Below are 593 nucleotides of genomic sequence, written 5' to 3' on the forward strand. Positions count from 1 at the left end.
GCAGCGATTGACTCCAGCTTCTATGACGAAGAACTGTCGAAGCTGCCAAGCAGCGGCCATGTGCCGATTGGTCAGGCATGGCTGAACGCACGCTTCTACATCGTGGATAGTCAGCTGAATCCGGTGCCGATCGGCGTACTGGGTGAGCTGTGCATCGGCGGCATCGGGGTGGCACGGGGATATCTGAACCGCGCGGACCTGACGGCGGAGAAATTCGTAGCGAACCCATATGTGCCGGGTGAACGACTGTACCGCACCGGCGATTTGGCGCGGTGGATGCCGGACGGCAATGTAGACTTTATCGGCCGGATGGATGATCAGGTCAAAATCCGGGGCTTCCGGATTGAACTGGGCGAGGTGGAAGCGCAGCTGCTGACTGTGGCTGGCATTGAGAAAGCCATCGTCACTGCCTGGGAAAACGAAGACGGAGATAAGGATCTGTGTGCGTATGTCGTTGCCTCGGAGGCGCTGAATTTGCCGGAGCTACGCAGCATACTCCAGCCTAAACTGCCGAACTATATGATCCCGACGTATGTCGTACCACTAGATCAATTCCCGCTGACACCCAACGGGAAAATTGACCGTAAAGCATT

1 protein-coding gene is annotated in these 593 nt (G+C 56.7%); it reads left to right on the forward strand.

Annotated elements, in window-relative coordinates:
• On the forward strand, positions 1-593 hold a 593-nt coding region (locus tag ABEW32_RS24555), incomplete at both ends, for an AMP-binding protein (protein WP_430192676.1).

It is taken from the genome of Paenibacillus jamilae, assembly GCF_050482105.1.
In the GTDB taxonomy this organism is placed as follows: domain Bacteria; phylum Bacillota; class Bacilli; order Paenibacillales; family Paenibacillaceae; genus Paenibacillus; species Paenibacillus jamilae_B.